This is a genomic window from Anaerocolumna sp. AGMB13025 (assembly GCF_029689925.1).
Classification (GTDB): domain Bacteria; phylum Bacillota; class Clostridia; order Lachnospirales; family Lachnospiraceae; genus Anaerocolumna.
The window spans coordinates 2,583,209-2,606,302 of sequence record NZ_CP121445.1 but is presented as its reverse complement, the minus strand read 5'-3'; the positions used below and the strand labels follow the sequence as shown (position 1 = coordinate 2,606,302).

General features: G+C 39.9%; 17 protein-coding genes. 3 read left to right on the top strand and 14 right to left on the bottom strand.

Features of this window, described 5'->3' with window-relative positions; genetic code table 11:
• Positions 1–111 precede the first annotated feature (111 nt).
• Positions 112–1,497, top strand: a complete 1,386-nt coding sequence (locus QA584_RS10595; RefSeq protein ID WP_278274488.1) for an MATE family efflux transporter — start codon at positions 112–114, stop codon at positions 1,495–1,497.
• A gap of 42 nt (positions 1,498–1,539) precedes the next feature.
• On the opposite strand, the gene QA584_RS10590 is transcribed toward QA584_RS10595, so the two are convergent.
• The 10 genes from QA584_RS10590 to QA584_RS10545 form a co-directional block, all read right to left on the bottom strand.
• On the bottom strand, positions 1,540–2,184 hold the full coding sequence (locus tag QA584_RS10590; protein ID WP_278274487.1) for a glycerol-3-phosphate acyltransferase: 645 nt from the start codon (positions 2,182–2,184) through the stop codon (positions 1,540–1,542).
• The gene (locus QA584_RS10585; RefSeq protein ID WP_278274486.1) at positions 2,171–3,265 is read right to left on the bottom strand and encodes a glycosyltransferase; all 1,095 of its coding nucleotides are present in this window, start codon (positions 3,263–3,265) and stop codon (positions 2,171–2,173) included. Before QA584_RS10585 ends, QA584_RS10590 begins: the two co-directional genes overlap by 14 nt.
• Positions 3,266–3,551: 286 nt before the next feature.
• Complete coding sequence (locus tag QA584_RS10580) at positions 3,552–5,696, bottom strand: glycoside hydrolase family 3 C-terminal domain-containing protein (RefSeq protein WP_278274485.1); 2,145 nt, start codon at positions 5,694–5,696, stop codon at positions 3,552–3,554.
• Between the two features lie 101 nt (positions 5,697–5,797).
• The gene (locus QA584_RS10575; RefSeq protein WP_278274484.1) at positions 5,798–6,262 is read right to left on the bottom strand and encodes a RidA family protein; all 465 of its coding nucleotides are present in this window, start codon (positions 6,260–6,262) and stop codon (positions 5,798–5,800) included.
• Between the two features lie 83 nt (positions 6,263–6,345).
• The gene (locus QA584_RS10570; RefSeq protein ID WP_278274483.1) at positions 6,346–7,944 is read right to left on the bottom strand and encodes an N-acyl-D-amino-acid deacylase family protein; all 1,599 of its coding nucleotides are present in this window, start codon (positions 7,942–7,944) and stop codon (positions 6,346–6,348) included.
• Positions 7,941–9,056, bottom strand: a complete 1,116-nt coding sequence (locus QA584_RS10565; RefSeq protein ID WP_278274482.1) for an alanine racemase — start codon at positions 9,054–9,056, stop codon at positions 7,941–7,943. Before QA584_RS10565 ends, QA584_RS10570 begins: the two co-directional genes overlap by 4 nt.
• 66 nt (positions 9,057–9,122) lie before the next feature.
• Positions 9,123–11,642: a beta-mannosidase gene (locus tag QA584_RS10560; RefSeq protein WP_278274481.1), complete on the bottom strand. Its 2,520-nt coding sequence runs from the start codon at positions 11,640–11,642 to the stop codon at positions 9,123–9,125.
• A 328-nt stretch (positions 11,643–11,970) separates the two neighbouring features.
• On the bottom strand, positions 11,971–12,816 hold the full coding sequence (locus QA584_RS10555; protein WP_278274480.1) for a carbohydrate ABC transporter permease: 846 nt from the start codon (positions 12,814–12,816) through the stop codon (positions 11,971–11,973).
• Positions 12,817–13,761, bottom strand: coding sequence for a carbohydrate ABC transporter permease (locus tag QA584_RS10550; RefSeq protein WP_278274479.1), 945 nt, complete (start codon positions 13,759–13,761; stop codon positions 12,817–12,819).
• Between the two features lie 167 nt (positions 13,762–13,928).
• A complete protein-coding gene (locus tag QA584_RS10545) occupies positions 13,929–15,278 on the bottom strand; it encodes an ABC transporter substrate-binding protein (RefSeq protein WP_278274478.1) in 1,350 nt (449 codons plus the stop codon).
• A gap of 632 nt (positions 15,279–15,910) precedes the next feature.
• Here QA584_RS10545 and QA584_RS10540 point away from each other — a divergent pair.
• Both QA584_RS10540 and QA584_RS10535 read left to right on the top strand, forming a co-directional pair.
• Entirely contained in the window at positions 15,911–16,570 is a 660-nt protein-coding gene (locus QA584_RS10540) for a helix-turn-helix transcriptional regulator (protein ID WP_278274477.1), read from the top strand.
• Between the two features lie 21 nt (positions 16,571–16,591).
• A complete protein-coding gene (locus QA584_RS10535) occupies positions 16,592–17,944 on the top strand; it encodes an MATE family efflux transporter (protein ID WP_278274476.1) in 1,353 nt (450 codons plus the stop codon).
• A 96-nt stretch (positions 17,945–18,040) separates the two neighbouring features.
• Here the strand turns inward: QA584_RS10535 and QA584_RS10530 are convergent, their stop codons facing one another.
• The 4 genes from QA584_RS10530 to QA584_RS10515 all read right to left on the bottom strand — a co-directional run bounded on the left by QA584_RS10530 (position 18,041) and on the right by QA584_RS10515 (position 23,035).
• Positions 18,041–19,831 (bottom strand): hypothetical protein, encoded by a 1,791-nt coding sequence (locus QA584_RS10530; protein ID WP_278274475.1) that lies wholly within the window; start codon positions 19,829–19,831, stop codon positions 18,041–18,043.
• A gap of 366 nt (positions 19,832–20,197) precedes the next feature.
• On the bottom strand, positions 20,198–21,487 hold the full coding sequence (locus tag QA584_RS10525; RefSeq protein ID WP_278274474.1) for an MFS transporter: 1,290 nt from the start codon (positions 21,485–21,487) through the stop codon (positions 20,198–20,200).
• 205 nt (positions 21,488–21,692) lie between these two features.
• Entirely contained in the window at positions 21,693–22,160 is a 468-nt protein-coding gene (locus tag QA584_RS10520) for a hypothetical protein (RefSeq protein WP_278274473.1), read from the bottom strand.
• A gap of 65 nt (positions 22,161–22,225) precedes the next feature.
• On the bottom strand, positions 22,226–23,035 hold the full coding sequence (locus tag QA584_RS10515; protein WP_278274472.1) for a hypothetical protein: 810 nt from the start codon (positions 23,033–23,035) through the stop codon (positions 22,226–22,228).
• Positions 23,036–23,094: the final 59 nt, after the last annotated feature.

Genomic DNA, 23,094 nt, shown 5'->3' with positions numbered 1-23,094 from the left:
CCTGCCAGACCGGATATGGTATTGACTCTAAAATCCAATAAGAGTATAATCGTTTTTCGTACCACTCTCAAACAGGAATGGTTACCACATTAACAACTGGCAGGTGACATTATGAATTTCTTAAAGCAAAATCTTGAACAAAGACGTAATCTTATATTAAACGGTCCTGTATCCACGACCATATTGCTACTTTCGGTACCATCCCTCATGATGGGCGTAATCCAGTCAGTAATACCGGTTATTGATGGCTTATTCTTAAATAATATTGTTGGTACCGTCGCCGCAAGTGCCGTTACCTACTGCGCTCCAATTGTAAATATGACGGTAGCACTGGCACAGGGTTTAAGTGTAGCCGGAATGGCAATCATAGGTCAGTCCAATGGTAAAGGTGACTTTGAAGCCGGTCGGCGTATTTCAACTCAAATGATAGTTTTTTCCTTTTTAATTGGCTTTCTCTTAATCCCAATTCTAATCGTCCTTGCTTTTGTAGCTTCAGGACATGTAAGTCCTGAAATTTCAAAAGATGTATTTACATATCTGGCATTAAGTGCCGCAGTCCTGCCCTTTTCTTTTCTGGAATCCATTTACAATGCAATTAAAAATGCCAGCGGTAAGCCTGAGGACACCTTTACCAGAATGGTGATTATGCTCATTCTGAAAGTAATTTTTAACGTTCTCTTTATTGGTGTCTTCCGTATGGGTATTGTTGGTTCTGTCATAGCTTCCCTGGCTTCTAACATACTCATTACGTCCTGGATGTATTACGAACTGTTTATAAAATCCGGAAATGACCGGTTGATTCTGACTGGTTTTAAGTTTGACCGTCAAATCATAAAAGATCTGCTGCATATCGGTTTTCCTTCCATGCTCTCAAGCATCATGCTAAACTTAGGCTTCCTGCTTATTAATAACGAAGTTGAAAAATATGGAGCTATCGTTTTAAATGGTCAGGGAATCGCCAATAATATTACATCGGTCTGCTTTATTTTACCCTCTTCCTTCGGCTCTTCTGTCACTACGATGGTTAGTATGAATATCGGAGCAGGGCAGGGTAAAAAAGCCAAACTTTCCTGTTTAGCAGGCTGTATAATCAGCGCGGTTACTGCCGTTATCCTGATTGCTATCATTGTGCCCTTATCCTCACGGATTACGATCTTGTTCACCCGTTCCAAAGAGGTACTAGAAATTGCGAATAACGCCCTTCATATCTATACATATTCTGTGGTGGGCTTTGGCATCTGTATGGTACAGTTAGGCGCTTTCATCGGACTTGGCCGGACTCGGATTACCTTAGTAATGAGTATTCTTCGTGTATGGCTGCTGCGGTATGTTTTCATCCTTGCAACGGAACATTTTCTGGGCTTTTATTCCGTATTCTGGGGCAATCTCTTCTCCAACTATATGGCTGCACTCATAACCACCATACTGATTTTACGGATTAATTGGGTTTCCTCCATCCCCCAGGAGATTAAGATAAGCAATGCAAAAAACTCTTAAACCCTGTTTCCAAATACCAGTCCTATGTAGTATATTTTACATTTAATACCGGTAAGGTATGCCTTTGTCTGTTTTTTCCTTATAAAACTTATATAATTTGCCCCGATTGGCGTATATAAAAACAACTAAATTAAAGAACCAAATTATAAAATAAGAACCGGGAAAATTTAGAACTTTCATATAAAGACCAAGTAAAATCATACCTGCCACTACCATAACTCCATCCGCTTCGGAGGATACCCCTTTTCCCTTTTTAATAATCCTGGCGGCCAATTGAAAGACAGCCAATATAAGGGCAAAGATAAGAGAAACCTGAAATCTTGTAATTGCGCTCCATACTCCAAACGTTACTGCTATGGCTTTTCCGCCTTTGAATTTATGGAATACCGGAAAGACATGACCAAAGATTGGTGCAAGGGCAACGGGAATAAGGAAATTATTATTAACCACCCCCGACTCATAGAGAAATACCAGAGGAAGGTAACCTTTCATAAAATCTAAAATTACACCCAGTATTCCTAATTTATAACCTGCTGCGTGCCATAAATTAAAAGCTCCCGGATTACCATCACCAATGGCTTTTAAATCTTTTTTCACGATAAGACCAAGCCAATACGAAAACATTAAGGAACCGCATATATATTCCACCAAAATAAATATTATCATCATCCAATTATTTTCTGCCAACTTTGATTTGCCTTCCTTTCCAGATTACACTTCCTGTAAATGTTACCTGATAATAAGAATACAAAATAACCACAATAAAAAACACCGATGATAAACCATGTAGTACAGGCAGCAGATAACCATAATCACCGCTGTATTTTAAGAAATAAATAATTTGTATCGTATAAAATATATAGCCAATAACCAGGGGCACCGCATAGGACGAACCCATAAGAATCAGAATGGGGGTCACAAACTGGACGGCTAAAAGACCAATAAACCAGATGGCAATACACAGCATCGTTAAGGGTCTCAGAGTTGACATGCTAAGTACCGCGCTTTTACCAAAGCCCTCCAACTCACTACGTAGTCCTCCCGGATACATCCGGAAAGATACCAGTTGATAACCAATATAATTTTCAATTGGAATCCCGGCATCGGATAGACGTTTGCCCAGAGTCAGATCATCCAGTACTTCAGATTTAATGCTGTCATGTCCTTGAATTGTACTATAATCCTGTTTCGTCATTACAATACAGGAGCCATACATGCCTTTGCTTTTACTGAGTCTTTCAAAAGGTGAGGTAAATGCCAATACCCCGAGAATACAAGGAATAAGAGATAATTTTTCATAGAATTTTTCCGTTTTATGATAGGGAACGACAGAAACAGCACCACCGGATTTCTCTCTGGCCTTTAGCAAAATTTCCAGTGCTTTCTTAGCAAGTCTTACATCCGCATCCAGAAAAACCAATATGTCACCGGAAGATTCCTTCACTCCATTCCACAATGCCCAGGATTTACCCGTCCAATTCTCAGGCAATTCTGTATTTTTTATCACTGTTACACCAAAGCTTTCTGCCGTTTCATAGGTTTCATCTGAGGACATATCATCTACCACTATGATTTCATAGGGTTTTACTGTCTGCTCTTTTAAGGAAGCCAGTAGATACGGCAGATTTTCAGCTTCGTTTCTGGCAGGAATAATTACTGAGACCTTCGTATCCTTATTAAACTCATTATCCCGATTGTCAAGAAGTACATTAGAAAATAATACAAATCCAAATATACAGGAACATGCTAATAAAATCAAAATTCCCATAGTCGATATCCCTTCTTTTTTTGATGTTGTCTGCCCAAAGAGTACCTTACTAATTAATAATTTTATTACTGTTGATTAAATTAGTCAATTGTATTAATGAGAAATTTTTCCATTAAACTTCTGATTTCAATTATATTATTTATATGTTATGGATAAAAATAAGTTCCTTGGGATTTACGATTAGCAAGTACTGGCTATCATCTTCCTTACCGGCTTATATCAGAACCTTAAGTTTTAATGGCACAACGATACTCGGACTTGATTTTTGAATCTGAGCATACGGTCCTTAGCCCCATAAACTGTTAAGTTCAATTGACATGCTTAGAGGATATGCCCCCAACAGTTTTGCACTTCTTTTGTCAGGCTGGCTGCCGCCAGCATAGATAATGGCCTTTGTTCCGTCAAAAATCTTCTCGCCTTCTTCATTTATAACCATAAAAACTTCCATCGGCAGCACAAACTCTGCTTTTTTCATTTCTCCCGCTTTCAGACTGATACATTTAAAATCCACCAGGGAAAAATTCGGCACCGTAAGCCGGGAGTCCATAATTTTAACATAAACCTGGGTTATCTCTTCTCCGTCTGTACCGGATTGGTTTTTTACATCTACCGACACCCTGACATAACCTTTATCACCTGCAGCCGACTCCTCCAGTCTTATATTACTGTAGATAAAACGGCCATAACTCAGACCATAGCCAAAGGGATACAAAGCCTCCTGTTCCATATACCGGTAAGTCCTGTTTTTCATACTGTAATCTGTAAACTCCGGTAGTTCTTCTGTTGTCCGGTAAAAAGTAACCGGCAGCTTTCCGGATGGTGAAGTCTTGCCAAAAAGGATATTCGCTGCTGCCCTGCCGCCCATCTGACCTGGATACCACACCTGTAGAATAGCGTCGCAATGCTCCTCTGCATAATTAATTGCCATGGCACTTCCGGTAGAAAGTAAGAGCACCACCGGTTTTTTTGTTTCACATACTGCCTGTAACAAGCGCACTTGGGACTCCGGTAAATTTAAATCTGCTTTGTCCGCACCGGCATAGCTGTTATTGGCATCTCCTTCTTCCCCCTCCAGGGTCCCATTCAACCCCAGACACAAGAATACCACATCACTTTTCCTGGCCATAATGACTGCTTCCTTAATCCGGTCATCGGCTTCTGCGAGACTTTCAACATTATCCCGGTACAGATGCGCTCCTTCCGAATAAAAAATCCTGACCTTCTCCCCTAAGGTCTCACGGATTCCCTCCAACAGAGTATATTTTTCTGTGGCGGTTCCATTATAATTACCTTTTAGTATTTCATCACTGTCTCCATTGGGTCCAATTACGGCAACCGTATGTAACGCTTCTTTTTTCAGCGGCAAGATACCGTTATTTTTTAAAAGCACCATTGATTTCTCCGCTGCTTTTAAAGCCGCCTCATGATGCTCCCTGCAATCATTTACCTCATATGGAATCTCTTCATATTCCGTATGTTCGTCAAACATTCCAAGGCGCATTCTTGTCATCATAACATGATAAACCGCTTTATCAATATCCTCTTCTGAAACAAGACCTTTATTATAAGCATTTTGCAAATGAAGGTACATTGCTCCGCAGTTTAGGTCACAGCCGCTCTTTAATGCCAGGGCTGCCGATTCTGCCGGTGTTGAGGTAAGACCATGATACATATGAAAATCCTTGATTGCTCCACAGTCGGATACATAATAACCGTCAAATCCCCATTTTTCCCGAAGCAGTTCGGTAATCATGGCATAGCTTCCACAGCTGGCTTCTCCGTTTAGGCGGTTGTATCCACCCATGACTCCCTCCACTTTCGCTTCTTTCACACATTGTTCAAAGGCAGGATAATACGTTTCAAACAAGTCTTTTTTACTGACAATACTATTAAAGGAGTGGCGTCCCTTTTCCGGACCGGAGTGGGCTGCAAAGTGTTTTACACAGGCTGCTGCTTTTAATCGTTTCCCATTTCCCTGGATTCCTTTAATATACGCTGTACCCATCCGCCCGGTAAGACAGGGATCCTCCCCGTAAGTCTCATGTCCCCTGCCCCATCTTGGATCTCTGAATATATTGATATTAGGAGACCAGAACGTTATCCCTTTATATAGTCCTCTGTCACCATTTGCACAGGCTTCGTGATATTTCGCTCTTCCCTCGGTAGATATAATATCTCCAATCTGCTTTAGAAATTCCTCATCAAAGGTAGCTGCCAGACCAATTGACTGCGGGAACACCGTGGCCGCACCTGCTCTGGCTACTCCATGAAGGGCTTCATTCCACCAGTTATAGTTTAGGATGCCTAGTCTCTTAACCGCCGGTGCATCATATTTTAACTGAGACACCTTTTCCTCAAGGGTCATCTTAGAGATCAGATCCCTTACTCTTTCTTCATCTGTTTTTGTTTCATCCAAATATACCGGTTCCATATTTTTCTCCAATCCGGTGCTTTCTCAACACACCTTTATCAGTCTGTTCTCCATTTAGTAAATGCGGCTGCCACGGGCAGCCGCATATGACTTACTAAGTATTATTCATTAATCTCAAAGATAGCTTCAATCTCTACCGGTATATTACCTGGAAGCACATTCACGCCAATCGCAGATCTGCTTGGTGCTCCTGCCTCTTCTCCGAAAAGGTCCACCAAAAGCTGTGAACCTCCATTAGCCACATAAGGCTGATCATAAAAGTCCTCAGTACTTGCTACAAAAACCAGTATTTTCACAGCCTGCTTAACCTTATTTAAGTCACCAATCTGAGCCTGTAAAACAGCTAGTACGTTTAGCATGGAGTTTCTGGAGAATTCCTTGGCTTCTTCCTTGGTAAACTCTTTTCCAACTTTCCCATTAACCGGTTTATCAATAACCGGACCACAGCCGGAGATATACACCAGATTTTTTCCAAAGTTTTTAGCTGATGAATATACCCCTCCCTTTGCAGGTGCCTGGGGCAATTTAAGACCTAATTCCTCTAATTTTCCATATATATCAATCATCTCTACCTCTCATTCCGCCGCCTTTGGCGGCTAATAAAGTGTCAGTAAAAGTGCTTCTCCTTCACTTTCCTCATCATTTTCTTCTATTTTATTCGAATTACCCTACCGTTATTGAGGCTGCTCCGTTCATCCCTTGATATAGCAGTTTTTCCATTGACCATAACCGTATGGAAGCCGGTACTAAACTTCTTGGGAGCTTCATATACCGCATCATCCCTTATCAATTCTTCCTGAAACAGGTTTAAATCCGCATAATACCCTTTCCGAATCATACCGCGGTCTTTTATGGAAAGGCGGTCAGCCGGCAATAAGGTCATCTTTTTGATTGCCTCTTCCATAGTAAGTACCTTTCGTTCCCTTACAAACTCCCGAAGGACTTTCGGAAACGCTCCATATAATCTTGGGTGAGGGCAATCACTTACACCGTACAAGGCGTCTGATATCACCATGGAATAAGGCAGCTTTGCCACTTTATCCACATCCTCCAAAGACATAGACAGTACAATAATACCGACCTTTCCCATCTCCTGTGCAAGCAGTTCACACATAAATTCACCGGGTTCATCATAACCTGCTAGTGCGGCTCCTTCTTTAAAGTTCATTCCGGAGAACTTCCGGTTACTTTCCTTTGTCACGGAACTAATCAGAATCCGCTCCCAGCCAATGGCGGTAACCATATTGTCCCAGCCGGAATGTTCTTTATAGATCTCTTTCATAAAATTCTCTTTTCCGGCAGCTGTTTCCAGTTTAGCAAGGGTTTTGTTCAGGTTTTCTTCCATCAGCGTGGGTGGAATCAGGCTTAACAGCGTTGTTGAACCTCCACAGTAGGGATAAAAGTCCACCGTTATATCCTGCCCTTTCTGACGAGCAGCTTCAACTAGTTCAATCGCCCTGTCAATAACAGTTCCCCAATTCTTTACTCCTGTTACCTTAAAGTGACTGATATTTAGCGGAACCTCTGCTATTTTCGCAATTTCTATGATTTCCTTAACCGATGTCAGCAGATTATTGCCTTCCCCACGGATATGGCAGGCCAAAGGTCTCTGATAGGAAGCGGCTGCCGAGAATAGCTCTGTCATTTCTTCAAAACTGGAATAGCATTCCGGTTGGTACATAATCCCCGCAGACAGTCCTACTGCCCCTGCTGCCAGACCTTCTTTTATGTAGGTTTTCGCCAGGTTCATCTCTTTTTTTGTAAATGGAGACTTTCCATATCCTTTAATTGCTGCTTTTAAGGTTCCTGTTCCGATATAACTTCCAACCTGTAGGGGCAGGGGTTTTTCCTCCAGGGCTTTTAGATATTCCGGAAACTTTTCTATCTTCATCTGCTTTGGCGCAATTCCCAGACAAGGTTCGATAAAATCAAAGATTTCTTTCCTATAAGTCTCAGGCGCAGGAATGGGGGCTAGACCGCAGTTGCCTCCGATCACCGTAGTAAGACCCTGAGATAATTCAATAGATCCAAACTCAGGATTATATAAGGCGTCAATATCACAGTGCCTGTGGGTATCGATAAATCCCGGGGTAACACATAAACCGGCAGCATCAATTATTTCCTCGGCAGAGGCTTCTATTCCTTCTGAAACAGCTGATATTTTGTCATCTTCAATAAGAATATCCTTTATATAGGGAGGTGTTCCGCTGCCGTCATATAGTAATCCATTTTTAATTAAGGTCTTCATACCAGCATACCTCTCGCAGCTACCGTTTCCTGCTTTAAGCCTTCCCCGTCATATAAGTACACCTGATTCTGCATATTAACCGCAGTACATACATGAATAGGGATCAGCGCTATTTTATCACCCACCCTAAGTCCTGTATCCCCTTTGATACTAGTAATAATTCCATGTTCTTCATTCATGCGCCTAAGCTGCAAATCTTCATTTCCTTCCACCAGGGCATAGCCGGGATAATAATAAGGAGCCTTATCAAGAGGAATATCCATGGGAAAGGTTTTGGTTCCTCCGTCAATTACTGCATATTCCCTGGAGGGAACACTGACCACCGTGGCATAAATCCGGACAGCAATATCGCTTAGAACCGCTGCGCCTTCCTTACATAACATATAATCATTAAACAGATAGGTACCTGGACGTATTTCATTTACTTTTCCGGTCCTTGCCACTAAAAGTCCGGTCGGGGTGGAGCCGGCGCTTATTTCTTTAATGGGAACACCTGCTTTTTTAATCTCTTCTGCAATCTGCTCCATCAGCTCCCCTTCTTCCACACTGGCCAGATGTTTATCCTCCGTCACTGTATCGCGGTAGACCAGGCTTTTAAATGTATAAATTCCTGTCAGATTAAGACCCGGCAAACCGTGAATCTGTCTGGCCAGTTCTGCTGCCTTGTTCCTTAAGACACCGGTTCTTTTTGCACCGGTATCGACCTCCAGACGTACCTCCATGGTAAGCCCAGCGTCTATTGCCGCTTTATTTAGCAACATTGCACCTTCCATACTGTCCACCGCCAGAATCAGCCGTTTGATACGTTTAGCCAGTAAGAGGGCTCTTTTAATCCTAAAATCACCTACCATGGGATAAGCGATAAAGATATCCTCAATCCCGCCCTCTGCCATTACCTCGGCTTCCGATACTTTTGCACAGGTAATGCCACAAGCACCATAGGCTAGCTGTAGCCTGGCAAAATACGGCATCTTGTGGGTTTTGATATGAGGCCGCAAACTGCATTTACAGCTATTTGCCCCTTCCTGCATCTTAACAATATTTTCTTCGGTCTTAACCAAATCAATCACAATACAGGGCGTTTCCAGCTGATCTATTAATTCTTTTTGCATACCTCTTCCTCCTTTTTCTATAATCAAAGCTAATAGTTTGTTCTAGCTTACCTTAACATTCCTATATCAAAAGCTTTCTGCCACACTTCTTATACGAAGCTTAGCACCCAGCTCCTCCGCCGTAATCTGCTTCTTAAATTCCTTTTTGCAGACTGTAACCCATACCCCCTCCTTTGATGTTATATCAAAGTAATTATCTTCAAAAACCACATCTTCATCAAGGTCTAATTCCACATAACTGGCATATACATCCGACTTAATATGAATTCGAAAGTCCTCTTCCTCCTCTGTAACCTCAACCTGATATGTTGGTACTTTAAAAGTAAAGTACTTGGGTTTTACAAATAGATTCGTACCTCTGCTTATTACGATTCCATTTTCCAAAAGCCGATATTCAGCGCCGGCTTCATTTCTCTGGATTCCCTCCAGATATTCGTTAAAATCAATACTGATTTCTTTCTTTACTTTAAAAGGATTTATCCTGACAGGTTTCTCAAGCTCATAGATTGTACGCAGATCTCCGCCAAACAATCTGACCTGTAATACCGCTTCCCGTTCCTGAAAGGATTCATTGTGGATATAATAATCGATTTCCGTGCTTAGTTCTTCTTTTTCACAGGCCGTTGCCATAAATCTGGAATAAAATCTTTTGGCACCGTAATGCAGGGCTTTCCAACGCCCGTAATAGTCAATACTTGACCAGGAAGCCACCGGCCAGCAGTCATTTAACTGCCAGTATATCGCTCCCATGCACCTGCCCCAGTTTCTTCTCCAGTGTTCCACTCCGTACTGGATTGCTTTTAACTGTAGAATCTGAGAGATATAGGCAATACTTTCCATATCTTTAGGATACTTGTAATACCCGGATATATAGGAAAATATTTTCGTATTTGCCAATCCGTTTTTTTGATGGGATTCCATTACTTCACTGAAAATGTTCTGATCCTCCAAAAGGCTGAAACTATCCAGTGTTTTCTTCCCCGGAAAAGATTGAAACCCGAACTCGGAGCAAAAACGGAAATAAAAATCCCGATATTCGGTAAATGGTTTATTGGAATGCCATACTTCCCAGTAATGATTGTCTCCCCGGTTAAAATCATTGGGATTGTCAAACGAACCGCCGGAGGAAGGTGAGGAAAGCCAGTAAAAGGTCTGATCATCATATTGTTTTGTAATCCTTGGCAGCAGCAGTTCAAACATCTTAATATAATCTGCCTTATATTTCGGCCGGTGCCCAACAAGTCTCGCCCAATCACTCCAGCCCCACTCCATCTCATTATTGCCGCACCAAAGTGCCAGACAGGCGTGATGACGGAGGCGCTTTACATTATCAATGGTTTCTGACAGTATATTCTCTTCAAATTCTTCTGTTAAATCATATACATTGCAGGCAAACATCAAATCCTGCCAGACCAGAATACCATAACGGTCGCAGGCATCATACACATAATCCTCCGGGTAATAACCGCCGCCCCAGATACGGATACAGTTAAAGTTAGCCTTTGCACAATCTCTGATTAACCTGTCACTGCGTTCTTGGTTAAGGCGTCCCACAATATTGTCCTCTGGAATATAATTAGCACCCATAGCAAAGATTTTCTGACCGTTTACAACAAATGCGAACTGATTTCCCCATTCATCCTTATCGGTACATACTGTAATATTTCTTAAGCCAATCTTTCTTTCCCAGGTATCTTCTAGTACTCCATCCGCTTCCAGCATAACTGTTATATGGTATAACGGCTGCTCTCCGTACCCGTTAGGCCACCAAAGCTTAGGATCCCTGATCTCTATCTCAATATTTTTGAAGTCCTCATTGCCTGAAATTTTAGTTTCACCTGTTACTATTGTCCCATCCGGTGCTGTAACCTGACAGATTAAACGAAGGGAACAGCCAGAAAAACGTTTCACTCTTGTTTCAATATCCAGTCGTACTTTATTAATTACGGGTTTCGCATAGGGTTCATGGGAGTTTCCCTGTACTTCCTCATGGAACTGCCGTATCCTTATGTCTTCTATTTTCGCTGTACTGCAGCCGGACAGATAAACATTACGGAAGATCCCCGCATCCGGAAGTATTGGTCCCCAGTCCCAACCAAACATATAGTGTGCTTTTCTAAGTGCTCCATTCCCCTTCATACACCCGGTAGAAGCATAGAAGATATCACCTTCTTCATGGGCTTTTTCTACAAAGGCAATAGGCGAATGAAAATAAATCTCCAGTTCATTCTCTGTCTTTAATTTATGTTTCACATTAAAGCGGTACGTGCGGTGCATATCATTCACAGAACCAATCCGTTCTTTGTTGAGATAAATATCCGCAATCGTATCCAGACCTTCGAATACCAATATCTGCTCTTCATCGTTTAACAGTTCTTCTGTTACCTGAAAGGTTCGGAAATAACGGTAATCCTTTCGGAACAGTTCTTTGGTTTCATATTCATTTGTTCTCCAATACGGATCCTGAATTAGATTTAAGGCTGTCAGATCAGAAAGGACGCTTCCGGGCACTTTTCCTTCCCTGACTTTATTTTCTTCCCTTTCGCACCAGTTCCAGGTTCCATTTAATATCAGCCGATGTTCCATTATTATGCCTGTTGAAGCTGTTACAATTGTTCTTCATCCAAGACCTGTGACCAGACAATAGTACAACAGCCTCCTGCCACCAAGTTTAAATAGGTTGAAAGAATCTATTCGTGGCATTCCTTTCTTTTTTATTTCTTTCGACCTGAATCCCCTGTTACATCACTTCCTCCGGATTATCCTCCGCCTTTGCGGTGAAGGGGATCTTGCTTATATAAGTGCAAAATTTATCTTCACACCTATCGGAAACCACTCCCTACCGTGTTCCAAATAATAAATGTGAAGATCTATTTCATGCTCCATTGCACACAAAAACCAGTAAAAGCAGAGTTTAACCCTTTATACCAGAAGTGGCAATACCCTCCACGAAATTCCTTTGGAAAAACAGGAAGAAAATCACGACCGGAATAACAAATACGGTAGCTGCTGCCATCAAATGGGTCCAATCAACGGAATACTGATTTAAAAATCCCTGTAATCCCAATGACAAAGTCAGCTTTTCTGTTTTATTAATATAGATTAGCGGTGCCAGATAATCAGACCAGGCATTGATAAAGGCATAGATACCAACCGTAGTCAGTGCGGGTTTAGATAAAGGCAGCGCAATTGATATATAACGCCTGAATTCTCCTGCTCCGTCAATTTTAGCCGCTTCCATTAATGAATTAGGCAAAGCTGCAAAGAACTGTCTCATTATAATTATATAGAACGGGCTTCCGAAAAATGTCGGTGCAATAAGCGGTATGTAGGTATTGGTCAGTCCCAGTGCAGACCAGATTTTATATAAGGGGATCATGGTTACCGTATAAGGAATCATCATAGAACCCATAATGAGGCTTGATATAATCGGTGCTCCCTTCCACTTGATCTTAGCCAGTGAATATGCAACCAACGGTGTGGCTATAAGCTGTCCGATAATAGACATAGCTGTGATAAAGATACTGTTCATCATATAGCGGGCAAATGGGATTTTTTCCAAGGCCTCCGGAAAATTGGACCAAATCAGTTTTCTTGGAAATAATCTAACCGGCAGTTCAAAGGCATCCCCATTTGTTTTTAGCGCGGTGGTGACCATGACCAGAAATGGAGAGATAAAAATCAGGCACAAACACAAAATCAATAAATATAACGGTATGGGTTTCAGACGTTTTTTATAATAAGCACTTGTATATTTCATTTATTCGCCTCCCATTCCGTTATTGGATACTTTTTTCGTAATCTTGGTCATAATATAGGTCAGGATGCAGACAATTAAAAATAAAAACCATGCCATAGCGGAAGCCCTGCCCATCTTCATATAAGAAAAGGCCGTATTAAACAAATAAAGCGGATACATCAGGATAGAATTGGCCGGTCCACCGCCTGCATTGCTTGCCCCGCCGCCGGAGCTGGCATTAATGATAACATAGACCTGGGTAAAGTACTGGAAGGAATTAATGATATTAAGAATCCCCTGATATACCAGCACCGGTGCCACACCCGGAAGGGTAATACGAAAAAATTTGCTGACAGCGTTGGCACCATCAATTTCAGCAGATTCATAATAACTTCTGGGTACATTCTGGAGTGCCGCCAGACAGATCAGCATGGTAGTACCGGTACACCAGGTTCCCATCAGAACTAACGCCCACTTTGTATAAGCAGGATTAACCAGCCAGGCAGGTCCGTGGATACCCACCATACCAATAATACGGTTAATATAGCCGTAGGTAGGGTCAAACATCCAGATCCAAACCATAGTTGCAGCAATCATCGGTATGATTGAGGGCATGAAGAAAATCGTTCTGACAAACCCTCTTCCCTTATACTTGCTGTTTAATAAAGAAGCCAGCAGCATTGCAATAAATAGATTAATCGGTGTTGATACAAATGCCATAAATAAAGTATTCTTCAAGCTCTTAAGCACTAAGGGATCTTTCAATAAATACTGATAATTTTCAAGCCCCACCCATTCCGGCGCTTTTACCGGGTTAAATGAAGTAAAGCTGTAATATAATGAAGTCAGTAATGGGATCAGACTGAAACAGATAAAACCAATAATCCATGGAAGTGCAAATAAGAACCCGTTTAAATTATCCCGCCGTTCTGATTTTTTCATTTTAACTCCAGTCGTTTTCAACATAGGACTACTCCTTTCTAATAAATAAAGTACGCCGGGCATTCTCCCAGTCTGAAAAAATCCTGAGTGGGAATACCACATATAAGTTGGTTAACTTATACGGGATATTCCCATTCACAGGCAGTTTATCAATTCGTATTTAAATTAATTCCTATGAAAATCAAATGCTATTATTTCAATAAATCTGATTGTTTTTTCAATTCTTTTAATACCTTTTCCGGTGTTTCCATTCCATTATAAGCATAATCCAGATGTTCTTCGATTAATGAGGTATATTTGGAAAGATCCTCAATTTTAGGATATTGAATTCCATTTTCGGTCTTAAGGGCCGCAACAAATACATCAAAGTTAGGCTGGGCAAGAATGTCAGGATCATCATATAAGGATAGCTGAGTCGGAAGATTTGCTATGTCGATTAGAAGCTCCTTGGTTGCATCGGAATTCGTAAAATACTTAATAAAATCCCAAGCACCTTCTTTTTCATTTGCAACAACAGGAATGGTCAAACTATTGGTTTCATAACGGCTGGTGCCCTGTAATTCAGGCTGTGCTTTGGTACCGGGAATTAATGCAACACCATAATTAACATCCGAGTTATTGTTCTTAATCATGGCAGCTAACCAGGGACCGTCAAAGCGGAACAGCTGCTTTCCGGCAAAGAACATATCATTTTCCGTATAACGGTTTGTATTGGCAGTGGCTACGAATTCCTGAACTTTTTCAATACCGTACTTACTTCTGTATTCCAAGTTCATATTTAAACTGTCAAGGATTCCAGGATTGTCCGGTGTCAGGGTCTTACCGTCTTCTGCCCACCATCTGCCGCCGAAAGCATAAATTAATTCCTGTCTTGCACTGGCTAAGGGGAATAATGGATAGCCAAGTCTGGTTATCGTACCGTTTTCATCCACTTGAGTAGCTTTTACGGCCATATCATATAATTCTTCCATGGTTGTTGGAGGTTGTGTATATCCGATTTCCTTTAGTATGTCTTTATTGTAGAACATCTGGATAATCATAGCAGCAAAGGGTACGCCGTATACCTTATCCTCCAGTGTATTGGCAATCAATGACTGTCCGGCAAACTGTTCTTCCATAGAATAATTGTCTGATGATGCCATATCAGAAACTGGTTCGATCAGCCCGCTGGTAGCATATGTAATCACATCCTGGTTGGAGGCTTCAATTACATCTGGTGCTTCATTACCGGATATTGCAACGATTACTTTTTGTTTATCGGTAACACTTAAGCCTTCCACTACATACTTATCCTGGCTTTCATTATAGGCCTTGATGGCCTTTTCAAAGCTGGTGGCCTCATCACCTGTGTGAGAATACCAGAAAACTATCTTTTTCTTTTCCGTATTCGCCGCCGGTGTATTACCGGATTCGCTCTGTGTGCTGCTATCCGTACTTTCTGTAGGTGTATTCGGTGTGGAAGTTCCGCTTTTTCCACAGGCCGTAAGGGTTCCGATTACCAGTGCGGTAACCAGCAGGCACGACATTAATTTCTTCTTCATATGTTGCTCCTCCTTTTCTTTGCACAAAGTCCATATAAACTTTTGTAATGTTTATCAAACTTTTTTTATGCTTTTTTCACGTTTTTTTATGACGTTTTTATATTATCATACTTTTTGTTAGTTTACAAGAACTTTTTTTTGTTTTTTTGCACTTTTATTACACTTTTTTTAGTTTTAACTAACTTTTTTTAATTATTATTACCTGTTTACCAATTTGATTGTGTAATCAATCTAACTTTATGTTTGAATTTTATAATTTTTTCAAAACCCATTATATCTCAGTAGTTTTATAAAACACATATCTTTACATTTGCGAAAAAATGCTTTTAATCCTTCGTAATGCTTAATATCTCCTATATTTTTGATATCTCTGGGTATAGGTAAAATTAAGCTATTTATCTGTACTTATACATAAATAACTTTTTCTTCCAAAAAATTTGTTAGCATATTTTTATTTATAGTCTCTCTTTTCCAATATTACTTTTATTACTTTTCTTTATTTCAGTGTTCGATTTATAACTTTTTTTCAGATTTTTGTATTGTTCAAAAACTTTTTATATGATATAATAGGTCCAAGTTATGATTATATAACAATATTCTAATTTTATTTTAGTATAAGAGGTGATTTTTATATGAAATCTTTAGATGATGCTATGCCTTTATTTCAGCAGCTGCTGACTTTAATCGAAAAACAATTCGGCAGTAAATGTGAAGTTGTTCTTCATGACCTGACAAAAGACTATGATCACTCCATTGTAGATATCCGTAACGGATATATTACCAATCGTGCCATCGGTGGCTGCGGCAGTAACTTAGGTCTTGAAGTTTTGCGCGGGACTGTTGTTGACGGAGATCGTTTTAACTATATCACTACAACTCAGGACGGAAAAATCCTTCGTTCATCTTCTATTTATGTTAAAGATGATGACGGTAACGTCATTGGCTCTGTCTGTGTTAATATGGATATCACAGAAACGCTCCAATTCGAAGGCTATCTTCGCCAATTCAATCAGTTTGAGAACTTCTCTAATGAAGAAGAGATATTTGCACCGGATGTAAACAATCTTCTTACACATCTGATTCAAAAAGGTCAGGAGCAGATAGGAAAACAAGCATGTGACATGAACAAAAATGAGAAAATTGAATTCATTCATTTTCTAGACGAAAAAGGTGCCTTTCTGATTACCAAATCCGGAGAACAGATTTGTGAACTTCTTGGTATCAGTAAGTTTACGTTTTATAATTACCTGGAAACCAGCCGTAACCAAGTTTTATCAGATGACCCAGCTTAAAGTAAACCGGAGACATTACAAATGAAAAACCTTACTATAAACTCATTGACAGAAGGACCTGTAAACAGAAGCATCCTTTTGTTTACAGGTCCTTTAATTCTGGGTAACTTATTCCAGCAATTATATAATACTACCGATTCATTTGTTGTAGGCAACTTTGTCGGCAGCAGTGCACTGGCCGCTATTGGTGCCAGCGCACAGATCATTAATTTATTCATCGGTTTTGTTATCGGTCTGACCAGCGGAGCAGGTATTATCATTGCCCAGTATTATGGGTCAGGCGATTCGGTCAGGCTGATACGTTCCATTCATACCTCCTTCTGGTTTTGTATCCTGCTGGGAATTCTAATCTCTGTTGCAGGCTTTCTTTTCTCCCCTTCTATCCTATCCAAAATGAATACGCCGCCTGAAGTAATTCAGGCTGCAAAGTTATACCTGCGCATATACTTTCTTGGGGCACTTTTTACCATTATATATAATATGGGGGCCGGAACCCTGCAAGCTGTTGGAGATACCAGGCATCCGCTTTATTTTCTATGCATTTCTTCTGTGGTAAATGCTGTTTTATCTATCCTGTTCGTTGCTGTTTTCCACCTTGCCGTATTGGGTGTGGCCATTGCAACGTTAATCGCTCAGTTCGTCTCTGCTTTTTGTGTAGTATACCAACTCTGTCACACCAAGGAAGGATACCGGCTGACACTGTCTCACATCCGCTATGACAAAGAAATGCTGATTAAACTATTAAAATTCGGCATTCCTGCTGGTATCCAGACCACTATTACCTCTTTATCCAACGTAATTGTCCAGGGGTATCTTAACAACTTCGGCGCTCAGGCTATGGCAGGTAATACTATCTATAGTAAGGTTGACTCCTTTGCTCTGCTTCCGGCAAACTGCCTGTCTTTAACTACTACCACCTATATTGCCCAGAATATTGGTGCGCATAAATATGACCGTGTCAGAAAAGGTTTCACCGCACTGCTTAGAATCTCCATCGCTTACGCAGGGTTTGTTGGGCTTCTCCTCTTTTTCTTCAGCCAGATTCCGCTTAGATTGTTTACTTCCGAGGCAGAGGTTATCCGCTACGGAACCATGATGGCGCGAATTCTTGCCCCCGGATATATGCTCTTAACCTCCTGCCAGATTTTAATTGGTATGGCAAGAGGTACCGGAAACACCTTTTATACCATGCTGCTGTTTATCTTTAACCTGTGTGGTCTGCGCATCCTATGGCTGACTGTCATGATTCCACATTTCCCGTCCGTATATACACTTTACCTGGGCTATCCGCTTACCTGGGGAACAGCCGTCTTCTGCATGATTCTATATTATTACAAAAAGATAAGACCGGGTCTGTTAAGGACTATTGCATAAGAAAGAGTCTGGCTTTTTATTTCATTGGAAGTTCGATGAACTTTCCTCGTATGAAATAAGAAAGGGGCTGCATTTGCGACAGCCCCTTCCTTACCTTTATAACATATTTATCCAATCATTACCGTCTTTAGAAACTGTTACTCTTTCAAAACATCCTACAGTCACATATTTATCTCCATAAACTGTTCCGTTCAGACTGGTGCCAACCTGAGAATCTAAAGGAAACCATTTCAATCCATCATTCGATCCATAGGTCTTGCCATTGGAGCCAACTACAATAATTGAATACTTCACAGAAGCCGAAGGAGGGCATACTGTTATATCTTTCCAAGTAACGGATATTCCAGACATTACCGACTCCCATTTAACTCCATCCGGGGAGGTAAGAATCGTCCCGTCTTCACCAACTGCTACAAATCGATCTCCTGTCCATGCAATACTTCTTAGATTTTTATCCGTATCCGAAGTCTGGGTAGTCCAGTTTGAGCCATTGGTAGAAGTATAAATTTGTCCCTGATCTCCTACCGCCACATAAACCCGTCCATTATAACTTACCTGCTTAATATTTACGGCTGGTTTTACTACATAATCATCCCAATGGATTCCATTGTCGTAAGAGACAAGAATCAATCCATTGCTTCCGGTTACAAAATATACTCCATTATTATAGGATACTCCGAAAAAGGTATTACCAACCCCCTTAAGAGGAGTTGTCCAACTTTCTCCTTTATCACTTGAACGAAATAGCTGCCCATTTTGACCTACTGCAATGAAAACACCGCCTCCGCAAGCTACACCATTTAAGTCGCCAGCACCCGGAATTTGATAACCATCCTTCCATTGTTCGCCGTCATTTGATATCCGAATTCTTCTACCAGTACCAACAGCCACATAGGTATCACCATCATAAGCCACATCACAGAGCTGAAAACCGCTATCCGCACCTGGGTATACAGGAGTTACTTTAGGACCGGAATCCAGAAGCAAATCTGCGATTAACCCACTGTCTCCAACGGCTATTGCATGATCTTCAAGTTGAGCAATGTCCTGGAATGCGTAAGGACCTTTTTGGTATACTTCATCCCACTTCACTCCATCACTTGAAACACTAATCGTTCCGTTACTTCCAATAGCAACATAATCTTTGCCTGTCCAATCTATATCGTTATAATATACCGATTCATCTCTTGATACTATTTTCCATATAATTCCATCATTAGAAATACCTATTGTTCCGACATTGCCGGCAGCAATAAACTTGTCCTTATCCCAGGTTACGCTTTCTAAGATTACTGAATTATCCTCAAGAACTACATTATCAGCCTTCCAGGTAATGGCATCGTTAGAAAACAGACACTTGTTATCATTCGTTAAAGCATAAAATACGCTGCCATTCCATACCATGTTTACAATGTCTGATTTTATTCCACTTACACTTTCTGCATAGTTCCACTGATAACCGTCATTGGAGTAAAGTATTGTTCCATAATCCCCGGAGGCCACAAATAATTTGCCGTTCCATATTACCGAATTAAGATTATAACCGTTCTCACCCGGCATTACCTCTTTCCATGTAATTCCATCATCTGAGGTATACATAATTCCAAAGGCACCTACAGCAACAAATCTGGAACCATTACAGGCAACAGAGTTTAGAGTATATTCTGTCGGTAATTGAATATCACTCCAATTTGTCCCATCCGTTGTTAGTCTGACAGTACCAAAATCACCTACTGCTGCAAAGGTCCCCTTGTCATTTACGGTAATTGACCATAAATAACGATCTTGAATTGCAGGCAATGCTGATTCCGCTTTTACTGATGCTGTCGAAAAAATACTAGTAAAAAACATACATAGTACCATAAAAATAACCACTTGTTTCTTCATATACATCCCTCTTCTTCTTATTTTTTTGTAAATCGAAACTTAGATTCCGAGATGATAGCAAATGAATATGAGACAGCCAAGCTTCCATTTACAATTCTATCCTAGTATATATGTAATTATTTGTCAATTTCGTCTTATAACCTTTTTTCGGCATTTTTTGAATGAAAAATGAAATATATTGATATAGCATCTATTTGGTTACGTTAAATAGAGCATTCTCTGATTATCAAAAAACAATACTACTAATCCAAGAACCGGACGATCAAATTTTATTTTACATATAAAAATTCGTCAGAAGTTTATTTATAGAGACTACTGACGAACTTTAATTTCGTATTTAGTTATAAACCTTATTTAAAAACTATTCTAACTGATATGTGATTTTATACTTTGCACGTACTTGTTCCTATAGGCAACACAACTAAGTATACTACCCAAGATTCCCGTACATAAAAACATAACTGCCATTCCGCTGCCTGCACCAGTTCCAACTATTTTTTTGAGTATAAGAGACAATTCGCAGGTAGATGCCATAAACGGCTCAAATACATAATCAGCCAGATAACCGCCAAGCAAAATACCAACAGGGATAGTAGAATATTGTACTGCATTTCTGAGGGAAAATACCCGCCCCTGCATATGTATTGGAACCAGCCTATATAAGATAAGATTTTGCCCTGCCATAATAAATGGAATGGGTATACTTGCAGCCAATCCGGCAATACACCAAACCATAAGATTCCTGCCAACACCCATTAGTAAGTCCCCAAGCAAAAAAGAAATTGCCGCAGAGAAGAAAATCATCTTTAAAGGATTTCCTTTCTTCTTACCGACAGTGACCAAAATTCCTCCAATAATACCACCTATTCCAAGTACACCGCTTACAATGCCAAACACTGTACTATTACCTCCGCTTCTGGATAAAATCATTGGTGATAAAATATTCTCATAAGTCAGTCTTGAAAAGAAATTTATGAATGCCATATTTAATATAATATATAGTAAACCTTTATTCTCTCTTAAAAAACTTACTCCCTCCGTTAAGCCCTCGAAGGTTTTTTTGCTAACCTTTTTCTTCTGGCGGGAAGGTTCTTTGATGGACACAGATAACACCGCTCCCACTCCAAAAAGAAAGGTCAGCAAGTCGATTAGCACTACTACTTTCAGACCACCAAAAGCCATAAGCATTCCTGCAAATACAGGAGCTGCCACCGTTATCAGGTTGCTGGAAAAAGAATTTAATCCGCTGGCTTTTTCATATTGTCCATCCGGTACAAGCAGTCCCGTCACAATGGAGGCAGCTGGTGATTGAAATGCATTCATAAAACCTGTAATAATATTGACACAATAAATCTGCCAGGTTGATAACATATTAAACTGAAAACCTAAGAATATACTGGCTGTACCTATCGCAGCTATCGTATCCGCTATAATTAAAATCGCTTTTTTGGAATGTCTGTCAACGAATCCTCCGGCAAAAATACTTACCATAACATAAGGTAAATAGGTGCAAAAAGACAGCAGTGATAACGACATAGCCAAACCTGTTTGCTTATATATCCAGATGGTAAGTGCAAAACTAGTCATAGAACTGCCAAGCTGTGATACCGCTTGACCAAACCAAAATACGAAATAATTCCTTGTTATTTTTTTCATTGTATTTTCTCCTTATAAGTTTAAACTTTTCTTATAAGTACAAAATCCAATGGCCGGACGAATTTATTATTTATTATTTATTACATATACTCTGTACAGGCTTCGTCCCATCATCAGACCTTGTACAGAGATAAACACTCATATTAATAATCTTTGGATAAAGCATGCTTCCACTCCTTTACTATACCTGCTACGTATAATTAATCTAATGTGCTCTCAAATCATCATTCCATATGGAATCTAACGGAGCTTCATAGTATGAGTAAAATACATAGTAATTCTTGGCATCAGTGATTTCTTCTAGCTTCTTCTCTATGTTATCACAGTATTCTGCAAAATCAAAATCATTAAAAAAATCCTCAAAAGCATTATCATCTACTTTTATAAGAAAGATATCTTCTGAGTTAACAGTTTCCAATACCAACTCTTTTTCTGAATGAATTAACAATGCCGAAAAATACTGCATTCCGTTTCCATTACCCACTAATTTCCCGCAAACATCGTCTTTTGCTACTATTTCAAAATCGGCATTTAGTTTGGTGTTTTTCAGCTCTTTTGTATAATTATTAAGAATTATGTTATTGCCAATCGGTATAACGTATATTGGTGCTACTATTAGCAGAAGTATAACAAAAAAAATTATAAAAATAATATCCTGTATTTTTTTCTTCATTTTTATCACCATTGTATATCATAATATTCAACAAAACGTGAAACAAACTAGTTAAAAATATGCCATTATAAATTTTCTACCAATGAATATACCTTTTCTGACCAGTCCCATACGTCTTTGCAGTCGTTATCTACATAAAAAACTTTACCTAATAGCTTATCCGGAATCATAGTTTCTAATAATTCTCTATATGCACCTGGGATAATAATTGCATATACATAATCGCATAACACTACTTCATCTTTAACTTTAATTGGTAAAAAACCGTCATGTACCGCCTGCGGATGGTTGTCTAGCGTATCGTATTCAAAATAAAACCGTACTCCTGGAGTTAAATTAAGACTCAAATCCTCTTCCGTCGGAAAACGTTTCAGTTTTCTTTCCATAACTAATCTGTCTCCAGCCTGGCAGTTCCCCCAAGTAAACATCACATAATGAAAAAAATCTTCTGGGTCATGGGCAGCGTTTCTTTCTTCCTTTGCAAGCAGCTTTGCAGGAAGTTTTCTGGCATTTACCGCAGATAATAAACTACCACACTCCAATATTTTAATCGCATTTTCAAGTGGTGCAGTATGACATACAAACTTTGTCATGCACCCTTTTCTATCTCTGCATGCTGTACATTCCGTAATTTTTTCAGGTTTTTGCAGATTAGTGTATTCTTCCCTATGATTTAATGCATTCTTGATAGCTGCGGGAATACTGGCATTATCAGAGATTATTTCTACAGTTCTACCATGGGATTCTTCGTAATAGATAAAATCAATCACATTTTTCATTTCCCAATTCGAAATTACTGGGTAATTGGATAGTTTTTTATATAAAATACCATCCCATAGTTCTGTACAATCATGATTACAGATCTTAATTATCATCAACATCACCCTTCATTCTGAAAGAACTCTACAAAGACTTCTAACGATTTAAGATACCG